Consider the following 12015-nt stretch of genomic DNA (forward strand, 5'->3'; position numbering starts at 1 on the left):
TTACTTGCAGGATTCCTTAAAAAATAAAACTGACGGTTGTACCCGATGTACCACTCTTGATCTCAACCTTTACCCCGAGGTATAAAGCCACTTTATAAAGAATCTGCAAACCAAAACCAGACTTATCCTTTTCAACATCTTTGAGAAAAACAGTTCCATCTTCAACCTGTTTCAACAGATTTTCAGATATTCCAGGTCCATTATCTTGAATAGAAACCCGGTAATGGGGCCCTTCCCAAGTGCCTGTAAGGATAATTTTACCGGATTCAGGGGTATATTTAATGGCATTGACCAAGGCATTTCGTATCATCATCAAACATAATGAACTGTTACTTTCTTTGAGAACAAAGTTTTCTGCACCAGTAAACTGTAGTTGAATATTTTTTTCCAAGGCCATAGCCTCCCAATCTGCTATAAGTTCTTCCAAAACTTTATGAATGGGAACCTCTTCATTTTTAATGAATTGGGCATTATTGACTTTGGAAATAAGCAAAAGTGCATTGACCGTTTTTTTCATCTTTTGGATAGTCTGCTGCATATCCATCAATTTGTCCATCTGTTCATCGCTAAATCCATCCTGCGAAAAAAGATTCTCTACTTTGGTCTGCAAAACAGAAATAGGAGTCTTCAGTTCATGTGAAGCATGGGAAATAAATACCCTTTCCTGATTGAAGGCTTTTTGAATCCTGCGCATCATTTCGGAAAGCGACTCATCCAAAAGCACAAATTCTTCAGTATTGGTTTCTATGGCCTTATAGGAAAACTGCTGAGGTTCCTTAATATGGGAAAGCTTTTTTTCAATTATCTGGGAAAAAGGACGGAGAATACTTTTGTTGAATGCATTGTCCAGGAAAAAAGAAAGGGCAAAAAACAATAATACTGTGCCAATGAGAATTCTGAATATGATCGCTTCAATTTCATCGATGGTCTGTAGACTTCTTCCTATCTCAAGGAGAAAATTCTCCCCGTCTATTTCAAAAGCATAGGAATAAACCCTATAAGTAACGGATTCGTTGTCCAAAATCCTTTCCTCAACAAAAATCAGGTCAGACTCAAAGGCCTGAGGAACCTGTTCCAATAGGATATATTCTTCCTTCAGGATATTATATGAACCAAATCCCAGCTCAGGGTTCTCTTCGGAAATAAAATTTTCAATCCCTTCGGCCTCGATAATGCCCAATACCTCATTTCTCTTTTCAATCAATTGCCGATCTGTACTTTTGATGGCGAAATACCGGAGCACAAAGGGGCCTGCCGCTAAAAAAACCAATAGGATGATTCCTTTGGCCAAAAAATTAAACAACAAAAATTTGGTCGACAGGCGCATAACTTGCTAAGCTTTGATTTTATATCCTAGTCCACGGACAGTTTCAAGCCAATCTGTAGACGCGAATTGTCCCAGTTTTTTTCGGAGGTTTTTGATGTGTACATCAATATAGTTCGATTGGTAGTCATCTTCCAAATGATCCCCCCAAAGATGCTCAGCAAGTTGGAACCTATTTAACACCCTGTTTTTATTCATGATCATAAAATGCAACAAAGTGAATTCTTTTTTGGTGAGGTTGATCTCTTCTTTTTGAAATGAAATGGTCTTACTGTTAAGGTCCATTTCAAATTCTCCAATATGGATCAGATCTCTGTTCCAACCGCTTTTTCTCCTTAGTATAGCCTGCATTCGGGCCTTCAATTCTACCAAAGAAAAGGGCTTGGCCAAGTAATCGTCTGCTCCTAGCTGAAGCCCTTTCACCCTATCATCAACTTCTGACCTCGCTGTCAGAATAATTATAGAAGCCTGTTCTTGGTAATCCTGAATTTCTTCCAGCAAGTCCAATCCATCCCCATCGGGAAGTCCTAAATCCAGAAGTACAAAATCATAAGGATTTACGGCCAAATTTTCTGAAGCATCTCTGAGATTTCCGGCAATGTCACAAATATCCCCTTCTGTCTCCATAAAGGCTTTGATCTCCATGGCCAGGTTTTTTTCATCTTCTACCAACAGAATTCTCATAGCTTTTTAGTTCTTTTTACAGGTATGGTGTAAGAAAGCTGTCCTCCAACAACAAATCTTCCAGCAGACAGGTCAAAATCAGGAACATTCAGCGGTTTGACATATCTCCCTTGAAATTCAAAATCAAAATAACCTACATTAAAGGTAAGCGGAAGAAAAAACTCCCAGCTCTGCAATTGTAATTTGCCGAGATCCTCCAATTCCTTGGGGGAAAACTCATATTGTCCCATCACATAAAACCTACTACTACCTGCCATCAGGGAAAATTTAGGTTCAAAGGATACCGTAAATAATTTGAACAGTTTTTGGTCAAATTCAAAATACCTTGAATTATGAAGACTGATAAAATAGTCCACCTCTCTATTGAACAATAGCTGTCCCTGAATGCTACTGTATAATGGCCCCCATTCCCATCCAAAAGTACCCTGAAGGAAAGCCAGGTTTTGAATGCCTGTAACTGAACTTTCATCCACTACAAGAAATTGGGAATAACTTAGATTGAAATCTGTTTTATTTGAAATATCCTTTGCATACCCTGCTGTAAGGGCATATTGCCATGGCAATCCGGATTGAAAAAATTTTATGCCACTCGCATTCAAATAGAGCCCCGAGTTGAAGTAATACATCACATCCGTAGAAACCATGGGTATATTCAGTCCAAAATCCCTCGCCAAAAATGTAAAAGCATTTTGATATCTGGAGTTGAGAATTACAAAATCATAAACAGCTTTTTCATCACTAACTTTCAAAGTGTCGGCTTCCTGTGCCTTGGACAGTGAGATATTAGCAATCCAAAGCATGGTGAGAAGTAGAATATTCGACTTCATGTTAAGATATAATTGGGTGATTAACAACCTAAAAAAGGACTGCCTTACTGTGATTCCACAGTAAGGACAGTATTATAGACCGAATATAAAAAGAATTTAAATTCCTCCTCCGGGTAAGCCAGTAGGCCTTCCTGCTGGTGGTGTAGGTCTGTTTGGCGCTGGGGAATTAGGCCTAACAACTGGCGCATTTGGTCTGGACTGTGGAACAGTCACGTTAGGCCTTGCCTGTGCCGGAACCTCAGGTCTCATTTGAGAAGAAGGACGCACCTGGTTAGACATGGATCTACCTTTCTCTGCATTTTCAGCTCCCATGGCAGCTCTTTCTCTTCCTGCAGCAGCATTCTCAGCACCCATTCCCGCTCTTTCTCTTCCTGCAGCAGAGTTTTCAGCACCTTTGGCAGCTCTTTCTCTCATCAAGGTACTTCTTCTGGCAGCACTTGAAATGCTCATTCCTTTTTCTTTACCTCCTTCCAAAGTGGTTCCCATATTGCTGATTTCCTGACCTTTTGCCGCATTTTCATTTATTTGACTATTTACAGGTTTAGCAGGATCTTTCACTTCTTCGGTCTGGGCATAAGATATGCCAGTCCAGACAATCATTGCTGTGATTAAAATCAACTTTTTCATATCCATGTAATTTAAGTTACTTCTACAAAGAAAGAAGGCCAAAATGAAGGAAAAATGAAGAAATCATCATTTTTAAAAAAATCACAGTTTCCCCTCAAGGCAATTGAGTAATTATTGTATTTCTTGAAACTTGTTACGAAGTTCAATTTTTCAATCCCAAAACCATCCTCTCTTTAGCATTCAGGTCTGTCAGCACCTTTACCTGAGAATAACCCAGTCCTTCCATGAGTTTTTGGGTATCAGCTCCTAAGGCTTCATTGATTTCAAAATAAAGTTTTCCTCCAGGTTTCAATACCCTCCTCGCCTTCTTTGCAATTTCCCTGTAAAAGAGCAATGGGTCTTCATCAAATACGAAAAGGGCCAAATGGGGCTCATAATCGAGCACATTTTGATGCATTTTTCCCTTTTCGGAATAGCGAACATAAGGAGGATTACTGACCACTATATCCAAATTTTCAAAGGGAATTTCCTGTTTCAGAATATCCAACAAACAGAATTCAACACTTGCATGCTGGGTAAAAGCATTTCTTTTGGCCACATCCAAAGCCTCCGGACTGATATCCACTGCAAATACCTGAGGCCGGGCCATTTCCAGGGAAAGGGTAACGGGAATACAACCTGACCCAGTGCCTATATCCAAGATCCGCAATCCTTCCTTTGGGTTTTCCTTTATGATCAGATGTACCAATTCTTCTGTTTCATTTCTGGGAATCAAAACTGCTGGACTGACCTCGAACTCCCTGCCATAAAAAGGAGCTCTTCCCAGTATGTACTGGATAGGCTTACCCTGAAGCAGTTGCTCCAGTGCATCTTGGAGTACTTCGGGAAGTTTTTCAACCTGTTCATCTCGGATGAGATCCATTCTTTTTTTCCCCAGGAATTCTTCAAAAAGCCAGATCACCAAACTTTCCGCTTCTTCTATAGGGTACAAGGAAGACAACTTATCCACATATTGCTTAAACAATTCCCTAATGCTGATCATCAATGAATCTTAACGGTTAATCATTCGGTAAAACAACAAGGACCCCAATCCATACATCAGTACATCCAGCGGATCTGAGACATAAATATCGGAGCATTTGGGCAATAAAAATTCGAATAGGAATGAAAAATACAACCAAGCTACCAAGACCTGAACAGGGGTAAAGCTGAATTTGGCTTTTTGGGGATGAATCCATTGGAATACCTGCAAGGTAATACCTAGTACCACCGGCATGGCCAAGAGGTCATCCAAATAGGCATGAACATAGGGAATATATATGTCCTTAACTTTCTCCAGGTATTGATTCGTCCAAAATAAGAGACAGGACAGAAGGAAGTAAGGATTTTTTATTACACGCATTATCCCGGAAGAACAGCAATCAACCAAGCCAAGAAAGTAAGTATGGCCATATAGATTGTATAAAAAAGATTACCGGTCTTTTTCATTAAGACCATCAAAGGGCCATCACTCTCTTTGATATGAAAAATCCATTGTTCTTTATTGGCTTTGCTGTCTTTCTCCCGGATTTCATGGTATTCCAAGTCTCTTCCACCAAGTCCCTTGCCGCAATGCTCACAAGTATCCTTCATGTCTGTGGTCCACTTTGACCATTCCCCACAATGTGGGCATTTTTTCTGTCCCATGCCCAAAAATAACAAAGCTTTCCTTAAGATGACAAATAAAGCCATCCTTTGCTACCTAGGAATACCTATCTTTGCGGCATGAAATTATTTCCCAACACTGTCAATGGCGTGGTTCAGGCCATAGATGAGATTTTCAACAAAAACCGCTATGCAGATAAGGTCATAGAAAAAATCCTGAAATCTAACCCCAAATGGGGAGCAAGGGATAGGGGATTTGTGGCTGAATCAGTATATGAAATGGTTCGCTGGTGGAGACTAATCAATGAAGTGAGCCCAAGCAAGGATCTCTACCATTTATTTGGCAGCTATTGGCTGCTTCAGGGAAATGTCCTTCCGGATTGGCGGGAATTTCAGGAGCTTAATCCTAGAAAAATTAAGCAAAAGTATGAAGCAATAAAAGACATTAGGGCATTAAAGCAATCTATCCCTGATTGGCTGGACCAAATGGGGGCTGAACTTTTGGGAGAAAAATGGGACAGGGAAATTGATACGCTCAACCAACAAGCTGATGTGGTCATTAGGGTAAATAGTCTGAAAGTAAGCCGGGAGGAACTCATGAAGCGATTGGCTGAAGATGGTATAGATACTTACGCTCCCAAAGGTTATAAAGATGCTTTGGTTTTGGCCAAAAGACAGAATATTTTCAAGCACCCAGCCTTCAAGGAAGGCCTTTTTGAAGTGCAGGACGCTTCCTCTCAATTGGTAGCAGCTGCCCTGGATGTAGAACCGGGCATGCGGGTAATTGATGCCTGTGCAGGTGCAGGAGGAAAATCACTTCACCTTGCAGCACTAATGAAAAACAAAGGCCGCATTATCTCCATGGACGTGGAAGGCTGGAAATTACAAAACACCAAATTAAGGGCAAGGAGAAACGGGGTCAGTATCATAGAGCCAAAGGTCATCGAAGACAGCAAAACCATTAAGAGGCTCAAGGGATCTGCAGACCGTGTATTACTGGATGTCCCCTGTTCAGGTTTAGGAGTTCTCAAAAGGAACCCGGACACCAAATGGAAGCTGAGCCCGGAATCCATTCAAAAAGTACAGGACATTCAGCAGGAAATTCTCCAAAATTATTCTTCTATGGTCAAGCAGGGAGGATTATTGGTCTATGCCACCTGTAGTATTCTGCCTTCAGAGAACCAGTTTCAGATAGAAAAATTCCTGGCATCCGAAAAAGGCAAAGACTTTGACTTGTTGGAAGACCAAAAAGTATTGGCCCAAGAAAGCGGATTTGACGGTTTTTACATTGCCAAGCTAAAGAGAAAAGAGGGATAGAGCTTCAACCTAAAGCATACTACCTAATATTCTCAACCTAAAAGCTATTGATTAGTGAGATTTTTGTGTAATTTTCATCAAACACAAAAACCCCTTCACTATGACCACGCTTGAAGCTGTATTTGGTATGGCTAGCCTTCTGGCCATTTTTTCCTGGATTGCACTTTTTATCTTCTATCCAAGGAAATGGATCTATCAGACCCTATTTTCAGGAACGTTAATCGTCCTTGCACTTACCTACCTATTTTATTTATACCAAGGATTTGGAAGTCCAGAAGACTTCAATTTTGATAGTCTGGCAAAAGTAAGGGCAGCATTCCAGTCAGATGAGGCCCTTTTGGCAGGATGGATACATTACCTCGCCTTCGATCTTTTCGTGGGCATGTGGATCAGCAAAGATGCTTGGGAAAAAGACATTAACAGGTGGGCCGTACTCCCTTGTCTATTGTTTACGTTTATGATGGGACCTGTGGGCTTGTTGATTTATTTCATAGTCAGGGCCATCAAAACTAAGCAGTTGAACCAAAGTCCTTATCAATGAAGCAGTTAATAGGGGAAATATTTAAAAGGAACAAAGCACTAGCGAGATTTGGCCTCATTAATTTTGCAGTGTTTTTTTTCTTAATGATCCTTTCCTTTTTTGATGGAAGAACGCTTTTAGGAACAAATTTATGGTTCAAGCCCATGAAATTTGCATTATCTATAGGACTGTTTTCCTGGACTATGGCATGGTTTTTAGCATATATTGGCCGGGCAGCTCAAGTCAAAAAAATCCAGTGGACCATTATTCTGATGATGACAATCGAGCAGTTGATCATTATTGCTCAGGCAGCCAGGGCTGAATTATCCCATTTCAATATCAGTTCTCTGCTGAATAATATCCTGTTCAATATCATGGGTATTGCCATTTTTGTCAACACAATCGTGGTTTTCTGGACATTTCTATTGATTCGAAAGGAAAAAAATCTTCCAAAAGGTTATAAAATGGGAATTTTATCCGGGATGTTGATTTTTTGCATTGCCAGCCTTCAGGGTTTTGTAATGGCTGCCAATTTGGGACATACCTGGGGAGCAGCAGATGGGCAGGAAGGGATATTCTTTTTGAACTGGGCCAAAGGATACATTGACTTGCGGATCTTCCATTTCCTGGGTTTACATGCCCTTCAAATTATTCCACTTTTTGCGTGGTACTTTGCAAAAGATAGCAGTGGACCTGTGTTGCTGTTTTCAATATTCTTCATTTCCCTGGCTTCTACTACTCTCTGGATCGTATTTCTCTGACTTTTAATCCCAAATATTATTTGTTGTCAGCAAAGAAATATCGCGAAAACTTAAATTTATTTTGAATTGAGTTTGATTGGCAAGGGAAAATGTTTGTATCTTTGACGGGCAAATAGGGTAACCTAACCATTATTTGCCATGAACAAAAATTCAGATAAATTCCTCTTCGAAGCACTCACCTACGACGATGTGCTTCTTGTCCCAGGATACTCAGAAGTCCTTCCACGCGACACTAACACCTCCACCCAACTCACCAAAAACATCAGGCTCAATATTCCTTTGGTATCTGCTGCTATGGATACCGTAACGGAAGCTGATTTGGCCATTGCTATAGCTCTGGAAGGGGGACTGGGTTTTATTCACAAAAACATGTCTATCGAGAAGCAAGCAGCCCAAGTGAGAAAAGTGAAGCGTTCTCAGGCAGGCATGATCCTAGATCCAATTACGCTTGATATCAATGCAAGGGTAAAGGATGCCGAAGCGATCATGAGGGAATTCCATATAGGCGGTATTCCGGTTGTGGATGGTGACAGGGTTTTAAAGGGAATCATCACCAACAGAGACCTAAGGTTTATCAAAGACCCAAATGTCATGATCAAGGACATCATGACGGTAGAAGGCTTGATCACTGCTAAAGCTGGTGTTTCACTGGAGCAGGCAGAAGAAATCCTTCAGGAATACAAAATTGAAAAACTTCCGATAGTTGATGAAGATTATAAACTTTCTGGGCTGATCACATATAAGGATATACTAAAAAGAAAAGACAAACCCCATGCCTGCAAAGATGAATATGGCCGCTTGCGAGTTGGAGCTGCTGTAGGGGTAACCGCAGATATAGTCGAAAGGGTAGAGGCCCTGAAAAACGCAGGGGTAGATGTTGTATCCATTGATACAGCTCACGGACATTCCAAGGGTGTAATTGAAACTTGCCGCAAAATCAAAGCGGTTTTCCCTGACCTGGATGTGATCGTGGGAAATATTGCTACTCCTGAAGCAGCTATTGCATTGAAAGAAGCCGGTGCAGATGCAGTGAAAGTGGGTGTAGGACCAGGTAGTATATGTACGACTAGGGTGATTGCAGGTGTAGGCGTACCCCAATTGTCTGCTGTATTTGAATGTGCAGAAGCATTGAGAGGCTCAGGCGTTCCGGTAATTGCAGATGGAGGTATACGTTACTCCGGTGATTTGGTCAAAGCGATTGCAGCAGGTGCCAGCTCCATTATGATCGGGTCACTTTTGGCAGGAACGGAAGAAGCTCCAGGAGAAGTGATCATCTATGAAGGAAGAAAATTCAAAACCTATAGAGGTATGGGATCATTGGAAGCCATGGAATCCGGATCCAAAGACAGATACTTCCAGGATGCAGAAGACAATATCAAAAAACTTGTTCCGGAGGGAATTGTAGGAAGGGTAGCATACAAGGGCTTGGTATCAGAAGTACTTTACCAGTTGGTTGGTGGACTTCAGGCAGGTATGGGTTACTGTGGCACCAAATCCATCGAAGACTTACAACGAGATGGCAAATTTGTGAAAATTACCGCCGCGGGTGTCAAAGAATCCCATCCTCACGATGTAAGTATAACCAGAGAAGCTCCTAACTACTCTGCTAAGATGTAATGTGGATAAATCCTAATAGAAAGCGGCGGGGCAACCCGTCGCTTTTTTTATTAAGTCTTTGAATTACAATAAAAAATCATCTATCCACATTGGAATTTTGCTAAATTGGAAAATCATCCATTCAGGCATTAATCTTCCACCATGAAACCAAGGCATTTCATTACTCTTCTATTCCTTTTGGGGATATTTCATTGTGCTTTTTCACAGAGCCAATCCTTAAAAATCATCATGATCGGAGCCCATCCTGATGACTGCGATATCAAAGGAGGGGGAACGGCCGCCCTCTTTGCAGAAATGGGCCATCAGGTAAAATTCATTTCTGTAACCAATGGGGATGCTGGCCATATGGAACAGGGAGGCGGTATCTTGGCAAAAAGAAGGACCGCTGAAGCCAAGGAAGCAGGCAGAAGATTGGGGATTGAGTATGAGGTATTGGACCATCATGATGGAGAACTGCTGGCCACCTTGCCCATAAGGTTGGAAATCATACGAAAAATCCGCGATTGGAATGCGGATGTAGTCATCTCCCATCGGCCCAACGACTATCACCCCGACCACCGCTATACTGCCATTTTGGTGCAGGATGCCGCTTATATGGTGGGAGTTCCAAATATCGCACCCGATACTAAATCACTTGAAAAAAACCCTGTTTTCCTTTATTTCCAGGACAATTTCCAAAAGCCTTATCCATTCAGGGCAGATATAGCAGTAGATGTTACGGCTGTTTTTGATAAAAAAATCTATGCCATGGATGCCCACGAATCCCAGTTTTACGAATGGCTTCCTTGGATAGGAAGGTACCAAGAGGAAGTCCCAAAGGGCAAAGAGGAAAGATTAGTCTGGCTGAAATCAAAACGGTTTGGACAGGTAACTGATGCAGCCAAAGCCAGCCTGGACAAATGGTATGGATCCCAAAAATCCTCACAAGCTAAACAAGTTGAACTTTTTGAAATCTGTGAATATGGTACCCAGCCCAGTGATGAAGGAATCAGAAGGCTTTTTCCCATGTTGAAAAAATGACAAGTCTTGCGATTGGGGCTTTTCGTCTTTGCATGAACCATTTTTTTCCGCCAAGGACGCAAGGTATTTCCGCTAAGGGCGCAGAGGCTTCTTGAAATTTGCAATTTCGAGAAGCGATACAGCGGATTTTTAATTCGCTTGTACAATCATCTCTGCTTGAAAACTTGGTTTTTTCCGCTGAACTTGTCCCTCAAAGCGGGATAAATGGGGATATTGTGGTATTGACTGATTTGTTTTTACCGCAAAGAGCGCAAAGGGTTTTCGCGAGGGGCGCACAGGCTTCTTGAAATTTGCAATTTCGAGAAGTGATACTGCGGATTTTTAATTCGCTTGTACAATCACTCTGCTTGGAGACTTGGTTTTTACCGCTGAACTCGTTCCGCAAAGCGGATTAAATGGGGATAAATGAGGATGTTGTGGCGATAACTCATTTGTTTTTTTACCGCAAAGGACGCAAGGGTTTTCGCTAAGGGCGCACAGGCTTCTTGAAATTTGCAATTTCGAGAAGTGATACAGCGGATTTTTAATTCGCTTGTACAATCATCTCTGCTTGAAAACTTGGTTTTTTCCGCTGAACTCGTTCCGCAAAGCGGGATAAATGGGGATATTGTGGTATTGACTGATTTGTTTTTACCGCAAAGAGCGCAAAGGGTTTTCGCTAAGGGCGCACAGGCTTCTTGAAATTTGCAATTTCGAGAAGTGATACAGCGGATTTTTAATTCGCTTGTACAATCATCTCTGCTTGAAAACCTGGTTTTTTCCGCTGAACTAGTCCCTCAAAGCGGGATAAATGGGGATAATGTGGTATTGACTGATTTATTTTTACCGCAAAGAGCGCAAAGGGTTTTCGCGAGGGGCGCACAGGCTTCTTGAAATTTGCAATTTCGAGAAGTGATACTGCGGATTTTTAATTCGCTTGTACAATCATCTCTGCTTGAAAACCTGGTTTTTTCCGCTGAACTAGTTCCGCAAAGCGGGATAAATGGGGATAATGTGGTATTGACTGATTTGTTTTTACCGCAAAGAGCGCAAAGGGTTTTCGCGAGGGGCGCACAGGCTTCTTGAAATTTGCAATTTCGAGAAGCGATAATGCGGATTTTCAATTCGATTGTAAAATCACTCAGCTTGGAAACTTGGTTTTTTCCGCAGAGAGCGCAAGGTTTTTCGCCAGGGTCGCTCTTTATCCACAATAAACCTTCGAGCCTTTCTGGCAATTTAAAATGACTCACAATAGCCACATTAAGTAACAAAAAAGATCGGAAGAACTATTGGCGCACTTGGCGTCTTTGCGTGAACCATTTTTTCCGCCAAGGACGCAATGTATTTCCGCTAAGTGCGCAGAGGCTTATTAAAATTTGCAATTTCGAGAAGTGATACAGCGGATTTTTAATTCGCTTGTACAATCATCTTTGCTTGAAGACTTGGTTTTTTCCGCTGAACTAGTTCCGCAAAGCGGGATAAATGGGGATATTGTGGTATTGACTGATTTGTTTTTACCGCAAAGGACGCAAGGGTTTTCGCGAGGGGCGCAGAGGCTTCTTGAAATTTGCAATTTCGAGAAGTGATAATGCGGATTTTTAATTCGCTTGTACAATCATCTTTGCTTGAAGACTTGGTTTTTTCCGCTGAATTAGTTCCGCAAAGCGGGATAAATGGGGATATTGTGGTATTGACTGATTTGTTTTTACCGCAAAGAGCGCAAAGGGTTTTCGCGAGGGGCGCACAGGCTTCTTG

The 12015-nt window shown here is 41.6% G+C and carries 13 protein-coding genes; 5 read left to right on the forward strand and 8 right to left on the reverse strand.

Translation table 11 applies throughout. From position 1 onward, the window contains the following. Positions 1-16 precede the first annotated feature (16 nt). The 7 genes from CLV48_RS20165 to CLV48_RS20195 form a co-directional block, all read right to left on the reverse strand. Positions 17-1327, reverse strand: a complete 1311-nt coding sequence (locus CLV48_RS20165; protein WP_106569105.1) for a sensor histidine kinase — start codon at positions 1325-1327, stop codon at positions 17-19. A 6-nt stretch (positions 1328-1333) separates the two neighbouring features. Next, positions 1334-2008 (reverse strand): response regulator transcription factor, encoded by a 675-nt coding sequence (locus CLV48_RS20170; RefSeq protein WP_106569106.1) that lies wholly within the window; start codon positions 2006-2008, stop codon positions 1334-1336. Further along, entirely contained in the window at positions 2005-2835 is an 831-nt protein-coding gene (locus CLV48_RS20175) for a TorF family putative porin (protein ID WP_106569107.1), read from the reverse strand. The genes CLV48_RS20170 and CLV48_RS20175 overlap by 4 nt, the downstream gene beginning before the upstream one ends. A gap of 96 nt (positions 2836-2931) precedes the next feature. Further along, positions 2932-3462 (reverse strand): hypothetical protein, encoded by a 531-nt coding sequence (locus CLV48_RS20180; protein WP_106569117.1) that lies wholly within the window; start codon positions 3460-3462, stop codon positions 2932-2934. 142 nt (positions 3463-3604) lie between these two features. Beyond that, positions 3605-4444: a peptide chain release factor N(5)-glutamine methyltransferase gene (prmC, locus tag CLV48_RS20185; RefSeq protein WP_106569108.1), complete on the reverse strand. Its 840-nt coding sequence runs from the start codon at positions 4442-4444 to the stop codon at positions 3605-3607. A gap of 9 nt (positions 4445-4453) precedes the next feature. After that, positions 4454-4804, reverse strand: coding sequence for a magnesium citrate secondary transporter (locus CLV48_RS20190; RefSeq protein ID WP_106569109.1), 351 nt, complete (start codon positions 4802-4804; stop codon positions 4454-4456). Next, the gene (locus CLV48_RS20195) at positions 4804-5133 is read right to left on the reverse strand and encodes a hypothetical protein (RefSeq protein ID WP_245889625.1); all 330 of its coding nucleotides are present in this window, start codon (positions 5131-5133) and stop codon (positions 4804-4806) included. The genes CLV48_RS20190 and CLV48_RS20195 overlap by 1 nt, the downstream gene beginning before the upstream one ends. A gap of 33 nt (positions 5134-5166) precedes the next feature. Between CLV48_RS20195 and CLV48_RS20200 the strand changes: the two genes are divergently transcribed. The 5 genes from CLV48_RS20200 to CLV48_RS20220 all read left to right on the forward strand — a co-directional run bounded on the left by CLV48_RS20200 (position 5167) and on the right by CLV48_RS20220 (position 10281). Beyond that, on the forward strand, positions 5167-6363 hold the full coding sequence (locus CLV48_RS20200; protein ID WP_106569110.1) for an RsmB/NOP family class I SAM-dependent RNA methyltransferase: 1197 nt from the start codon (positions 5167-5169) through the stop codon (positions 6361-6363). 100 nt (positions 6364-6463) lie between these two features. After that, positions 6464-6904 carry an ABA4-like family protein gene (locus tag CLV48_RS20205; protein ID WP_106569111.1) on the forward strand — a complete coding sequence of 147 codons (441 nt, stop codon included), beginning with the start codon at positions 6464-6466 and terminating at the stop codon, positions 6902-6904. After that, the gene (locus CLV48_RS20210) at positions 6901-7644 is read left to right on the forward strand and encodes a hypothetical protein (RefSeq protein ID WP_106569112.1); all 744 of its coding nucleotides are present in this window, start codon (positions 6901-6903) and stop codon (positions 7642-7644) included. Before CLV48_RS20205 ends, CLV48_RS20210 begins: the two co-directional genes overlap by 4 nt. Positions 7645-7782: 138 nt before the next feature. Then, a complete protein-coding gene (guaB, locus tag CLV48_RS20215) occupies positions 7783-9261 on the forward strand; it encodes an IMP dehydrogenase (RefSeq protein WP_106569113.1) in 1479 nt (492 codons plus the stop codon). A gap of 141 nt (positions 9262-9402) precedes the next feature. Further along, positions 9403-10281, forward strand: coding sequence for a PIG-L deacetylase family protein (locus CLV48_RS20220; RefSeq protein WP_106569114.1), 879 nt, complete (start codon positions 9403-9405; stop codon positions 10279-10281). Positions 10282-11667: 1386 nt separating this feature from the next. Here CLV48_RS20220 and CLV48_RS20685 read toward each other — a convergent pair. Beyond that, the coding region (locus tag CLV48_RS20685; protein ID WP_211299983.1) for a hypothetical protein at positions 11668-12015 on the reverse strand (348 nt) is incomplete at its 5' end.

This window comes from Cecembia rubra, assembly GCF_003014575.1.
GTDB classification, from domain to species: domain Bacteria; phylum Bacteroidota; class Bacteroidia; order Cytophagales; family Cyclobacteriaceae; genus Cecembia_A; species Cecembia_A rubra.

Excerpts from the sequence above, each read along its gene's own strand:
- CLV48_RS20190 (WP_106569109.1), bottom strand. The coding sequence starts at position 4,804 with ATGCGTGTAATAAAAAATCCTTACTTCCTTCTGTCCTGTCTCTTATTT.
- CLV48_RS20200 (WP_106569110.1), top strand. The coding sequence starts at position 5,167 with ATGAAATTATTTCCCAACACTGTCAATGGCGTGGTTCAGGCCATAGAT.
- CLV48_RS20165 (WP_106569105.1), bottom strand. The coding sequence starts at position 1,327 with ATGCGCCTGTCGACCAAATTTTTGTTGTTTAATTTTTTGGCCAAAGGA.
- CLV48_RS20220 (WP_106569114.1), top strand. The coding sequence starts at position 9,403 with ATGAAACCAAGGCATTTCATTACTCTTCTATTCCTTTTGGGGATATTT.
- CLV48_RS20195 (WP_245889625.1), bottom strand. The coding sequence starts at position 5,133 with ATGGCTTTATTTGTCATCTTAAGGAAAGCTTTGTTATTTTTGGGCATG.
- prmC (WP_106569108.1), bottom strand. The coding sequence starts at position 4,444 with ATGATCAGCATTAGGGAATTGTTTAAGCAATATGTGGATAAGTTGTCT.
- CLV48_RS20175 (WP_106569107.1), bottom strand. The coding sequence starts at position 2,835 with ATGAAGTCGAATATTCTACTTCTCACCATGCTTTGGATTGCTAATATC.
- CLV48_RS20205 (WP_106569111.1), top strand. The coding sequence starts at position 6,464 with ATGACCACGCTTGAAGCTGTATTTGGTATGGCTAGCCTTCTGGCCATT.
- CLV48_RS20180 (WP_106569117.1), bottom strand. The coding sequence starts at position 3,462 with ATGAAAAAGTTGATTTTAATCACAGCAATGATTGTCTGGACTGGCATA.
- CLV48_RS20210 (WP_106569112.1), top strand. The coding sequence starts at position 6,901 with ATGAAGCAGTTAATAGGGGAAATATTTAAAAGGAACAAAGCACTAGCG.
- guaB (WP_106569113.1), top strand. The coding sequence starts at position 7,783 with ATGAACAAAAATTCAGATAAATTCCTCTTCGAAGCACTCACCTACGAC.
- CLV48_RS20170 (WP_106569106.1), bottom strand. The coding sequence starts at position 2,008 with ATGAGAATTCTGTTGGTAGAAGATGAAAAAAACCTGGCCATGGAGATC.